Below are 4,435 nucleotides of genomic sequence, written 5' to 3' on the forward strand. Positions count from 1 at the left end.
CGGGCATCGTGAAAAATCTATGGCAAAGAAAGCCTTATGTTCTCATAACTGACGATTAAATCGCACCTTCCCTAATACAGATAAGGACTCCACTGAACCCCACCGATTAAATCGCACCTTCCCTTGGTTATATAGGTGAGCAGCCATGTTTCCAGTTCGCCTTTGGTCATAACCGCATGTTTATCGGAATCGTAGTCCACGCGTTCCCGTATGTTGGAGAACGTTGTGCCAGGTAGCCCGTGTATTTTTTTTAGCACCGTCCCCATCAGGCGCTCGATATGACCACCATAGCGCGGTCTTTTGACAGGGCGAAATTCAAGGTTGATACCGTACGCACCGCATGATTTGCGAAAATTATCTGAGCGAAAGTCAGGTCCATTATCAACATGAATAGTGGCTGGCTTGCCCCAGACAGGCCACTCTGCATCAATCTTATGCAACATAATCCATTCTTCCTTGGGAAGCATGGAATGGGCAACGCACATTGCTACTGACGTTTCCGAGGGTGCATCCAGAGAAATGTAATATCCAGTGATCATTCGGCTATAGACATCAATAGCCAGTGTCATCCAAGGACGTCCGATGGGCTTTCTGTGGATGTCATCCACAAGAATGACATCGGCAAGCGTGTGATCAATCTGAATCACCGACAGGGGATAATCAGCATTCGGAAATGCTCCGGGAACCGGATTAAATTTGTTCCGGGCTTTTTCTTTGTACCCACGTTCCCGCAGTACAGTACGCTCCGGCAGTCGCGCTATCCGGGCGCGCACCGTCATGTGATTGGGAGGCTGAATACCACTTTTACGACAGTTTGAATCAATGAGTTCAATGGTCTTGCTGACAGACAGACGCTGGCTAGTGAGATAGTGATTCAGCAGCACGTCCTCAATGATCGCCTCCACCTCCGGAGAAATACGGCTCCTGCCGGTCCCCCAACCCCGCTTCATTGGAATAAGGGCGCCGACGTTACCATAGCTACTGTATCGCTGTATCCAGCGGTACAGGGTGGCTGCATTGATGCCCACTTCTTCTGCGCGTTTTTTTATGTCTTTACGACCCGAATACCGTCCTTCTATGAATGGTTGAATAGCAGCATAACGCTCCTGAGCGGCTTTCCAGTCCTCATCCGCGATATCATTAATATCGGTCGCATATGCATAAGAAATCGCCTCAGGACGCTCTACAGGCCTCAATTCGCCTATACGAAGAGGAACATGCCTACCGGTATCAAGATTTACGCCTATGATGGTACTGAAGTCGAGCAACTGAGCAATTCGATATACAACGTCTCCGTGGCGGACAAAACTCCCAACCGAAATGGAGATCATTGCTCTCTGCGGTTCGAACTGATCATCGCTACCGGGGTATTCATCATTGTCATTCATGGTGAGGGATCCAGATTACAGTGCTGCGGTTGAGCGTTTGCGACATATCGCAGTCAAGTTTTCGGGTTGAAAGCAAATGCCATATCAGCGATTGCCCTGTAGCTTCATACAGACCGGCAAAGCAGCGTGACAGAAGGTAATCAACCGTAACCGTTCCAGCCTGCCCCACGATGTCCATAACCATATTTATTTCTTCATTCTGAAAAAACATAGCTTTGTATCGACTGAGCCATCGAATGTTCTCGAGACGCAGCTGTCGGATACGGGATTCATCATGGATATGGAACTCCCAACCATTATGCCTTGCGTAACGGCACGCAGCCTTCCACTTAGGCAACCATTTTCGCCAATTTTCACGCCACTCTTTAGCCGGTTTTACTTCAACCAGGCAGGGTTTTGGATAATTTTGATAGCTACGGTTACCAAGATGGTAGTAAACGAGAAAATCCGGGGTATAGGAATACTGACGTCCGTTTGCGCCAGTGAAAGGGATTTGGGCGGGCTGGGGGATGATGTCGAGGACATTGAGGTTAAATTCATTGAGAATGATGAAGTCGCGCTCAAGCGTCGATTCGAATTCAATGCCTGTTTCCCCACGAAAAGCGTACACGCCAGAAACGCTACGACGCGTTGGGCGGATTTTCCGCTGCTGCACGGGTTTGTAGTCGCGGCTATTGCTATACATCCGGAACCTCTTCAACTCTATTGCTAATAAGCTGTCGCAAGTATTTCTATAGAAAAGAACGGCAGCATGCGGGTTTGAAGGCTGCATCGTCGCACCTATAAGTATATCTTACAGCGGTTCCATTCCGGGTCCAGGAGAAATCTCGCTGGCCCACAATGGCGTACTCTTTCTCGATGAACTGCCGGAATTTGAACGCCGGGTCCTTGATGCACTGCGTGAACCTATTGAATCCGGACAGATTCATATCTCGCGAACGCGGGCAAAGGTAACCTATCCCGCCCGCTTTCAACTTATTGCTGCGATGAATCCCAGCCCTACCGGGCATTATCAGGGAAACCACAACCGCTGTACGACAGAGCAGACGTTACGCTACCTGGGAAGGCTGTCCGGGCCTTTTCTCGATCGCTTCGATTTATCGCTGGAAATTCCCTTATTACCTCCGGGACTGTTGAGCCAGTCGCAGCATAAAAGCGAGTGCAGCGCGATCGTCCGGGAAAGGGTCACCAGGGCACAGGCATGGCAATATCATCGCCAAAATAAGCTTAATGCCCACCTGGAAAACCGTGAGATGCAAGAGAGTTGTGCGCTTGTTCAGGAAGATGCCCACTGGCTGGAAGAGACGCTAACCCATCTGGGACTTTCAATACGGGCATGGCAACGGTTGCTAAAAGTTGCACGAACCATTGCTGATCTTGAGGGGGAGGAAAAAATTCAGCGAGCACATCTGCAGGAAGCGTTGAGCTATCGCGCTATCGACAGATTACTGATTCACTTGCAAAAAATGATCGGATGAAAAAAGGGGCCGTAGCCCCTTTCTTAGTCATCAGAATCCGTATAGTCCTCATTCCCTTCCATCTGCGGTTTTCCGCCAGAAAGAGTATGGAAACGCTTTGGACGCTTAACGCGCGCCATATACTTACACCAGACGCGTTCAGCTTCAGTCGTTGGCTCGCTTTCACCACGGCACACAGAGACGAAATGGTTTTCTTCTTCTGTTATTGGTTCGCGCTTTCCGAGATCCAGCTCATTGAATGCGTACCCATGGCGCTCAAGCAGTTGAGCTTCTTTGATGGTGAAATCACCATGACGGGAAAACCCGCGCGGATAATGTTTGTTATCGAAAAAACGATTAGTCGTCGTAAAGCTTTCCGCCATCCTGCACGCTCCTAATTCTTTGGCCGAGCTATTTATGGCGCGGAGTATTAGTTACGCTTGACAGAGTGTAAAACAAAAGATTTAAATCATTACGAGAAATAATTTTGCGGAGATTACTGTGGATACGGAATTGCTAAAAACTTTCCTGGAAGTGAGTCGTACACGCCACTTTGGGCGTGCTGCTGAAGCGCTTTATTTAACACAATCAGCAGTAAGCTTTCGTATTCGTCAGTTAGAAAATCAGCTCGGCGTTAATCTATTCACCCGGCATCGTAATAATATTCGCCTCACCGCAGCCGGGGAAAAATTACTGCCTTATGCTGAAACGTTGATGAATACCTGGCAAGCGGCGCGCAAAGATGTCGCCCATACGTCTCGCCATAATCAATTTTCTATTGGAGCCAGCGCCGCGCTATGGGAGTGCATGCTAAATAGTTGGTTAGGAAGGCTTTATCAGCTAGAAGAGGACCTGCAGTTTGAGGCGCGAATAGCACAACGCCAGTCGCTGGTGAAGCAGTTGCATGAACGCCAGCTGGATCTGCTGATCACTACCGAAGCGCCGAAAATGGATGAATTTAGCAGCCAGTTATTAGGCTATTTCACCCTCGGACTTTATTGTTCCGCGCCCGAAAAAACGAAATCGCAGCTCAATTATTTACGCTTAGAGTGGGGCCCGGATTTTCAGCAACATGAGGCGGAGTTGATCGCTAGTGATGATGTTCCTACGCTAACAACCAGTTCCGCAGAAATTGCTCACCAGCAACTTTCTCTGCTCAATGGTTGTACGTGGCTCCCCGTTTCATGGGCTCAACAGAAGAATGGCTTATATACCGTTGCAGACAGCACGACACTTTCGCGGCCACTTTACGCGATTTGGTTACAAAACAGCGACAAGCAGAACCAGATTCGTGAGCTTCTGAAGGTAAAAGTTGTCGATTAGTTGGTTAAGCGTCTGTTTTATGCAGATGCTTTGCTGGCAAAGAGGGAAATATCTGTAAAAAAACGACAAAAAAAATCCTTAGTTTTCACTAAGGATTTTTCTTTCTTCTGGCAGGGGCGGAGAGACTCGAACTCCCAACACCCGGTTTTGGAGACCGGTGCTCTACCAATTGAACTACGCCCCTAATAGGGTGGCGGAACGGACGGGACTCGAACCCGCGACCCCCTGCGTGACAGGCAGGTATTCTAACCGACTGAACTACCGCTC

The 4,435-nt window shown here is 48.9% G+C and carries 4 protein-coding genes, 1 tRNA gene and 1 pseudogene; 2 read left to right on the forward strand and 4 right to left on the reverse strand.

Going from position 1 to position 4,435, the window contains the following annotated elements; all coding sequences use genetic code 11:
• Nucleotides 1-71: 71 nt before the first annotated feature.
• A complete protein-coding gene (locus ACSZO4_RS24740) occupies nucleotides 72-1,388 on the reverse strand; it encodes a hypothetical protein (RefSeq protein ID WP_437891737.1) in 1,317 nt (438 codons plus the stop codon).
• Entirely contained in the window at nucleotides 1,381-2,160 is a 780-nt protein-coding gene (locus ACSZO4_RS24745) for a TnsA endonuclease N-terminal domain-containing protein (RefSeq protein ID WP_437891738.1), read from the reverse strand. Before ACSZO4_RS24745 ends, ACSZO4_RS24740 begins: the two co-directional genes overlap by 8 nt.
• Nucleotides 2,161-2,188: 28 nt before the next feature.
• On the opposite strand from ACSZO4_RS24745, the pseudogene ACSZO4_RS24750 reads away from it, so the two are divergent.
• A pseudogene (locus tag ACSZO4_RS24750) lies at nucleotides 2,189-2,866 on the forward strand (ATP-binding protein); the annotation flags it as partial.
• Between the two features lie 23 nt (nucleotides 2,867-2,889).
• Here the strand turns inward: ACSZO4_RS24750 and ACSZO4_RS24755 are convergent.
• On the reverse strand, nucleotides 2,890-3,228 hold the full coding sequence (locus ACSZO4_RS24755; RefSeq protein ID WP_437891739.1) for a DUF413 domain-containing protein: 339 nt from the start codon (nucleotides 3,226-3,228) through the stop codon (nucleotides 2,890-2,892).
• Nucleotides 3,229-3,346: 118 nt separating this feature from the next.
• On the opposite strand from ACSZO4_RS24755, the gene hdfR reads away from it, so the two are divergent.
• Nucleotides 3,347-4,168 carry an HTH-type transcriptional regulator HdfR gene (gene hdfR / locus ACSZO4_RS24760; RefSeq protein ID WP_437891740.1) on the forward strand — a complete coding sequence of 274 codons (822 nt, stop codon included), beginning with the start codon at nucleotides 3,347-3,349 and terminating at the stop codon, nucleotides 4,166-4,168.
• A gap of 108 nt (nucleotides 4,169-4,276) precedes the next feature.
• Here hdfR and ACSZO4_RS24765 read toward each other — a convergent pair.
• A tRNA-Trp gene (locus ACSZO4_RS24765) sits at nucleotides 4,277-4,352 on the reverse strand.
• Nucleotides 4,353-4,435 lie beyond the last annotated feature (83 nt).

Origin of the sequence: Phytobacter sp. V91 (genome assembly GCF_965644225.1) — a bacterium.
Classification (GTDB): Bacteria; Pseudomonadota; Gammaproteobacteria; order Enterobacterales; family Enterobacteriaceae; genus CBFFRJ01.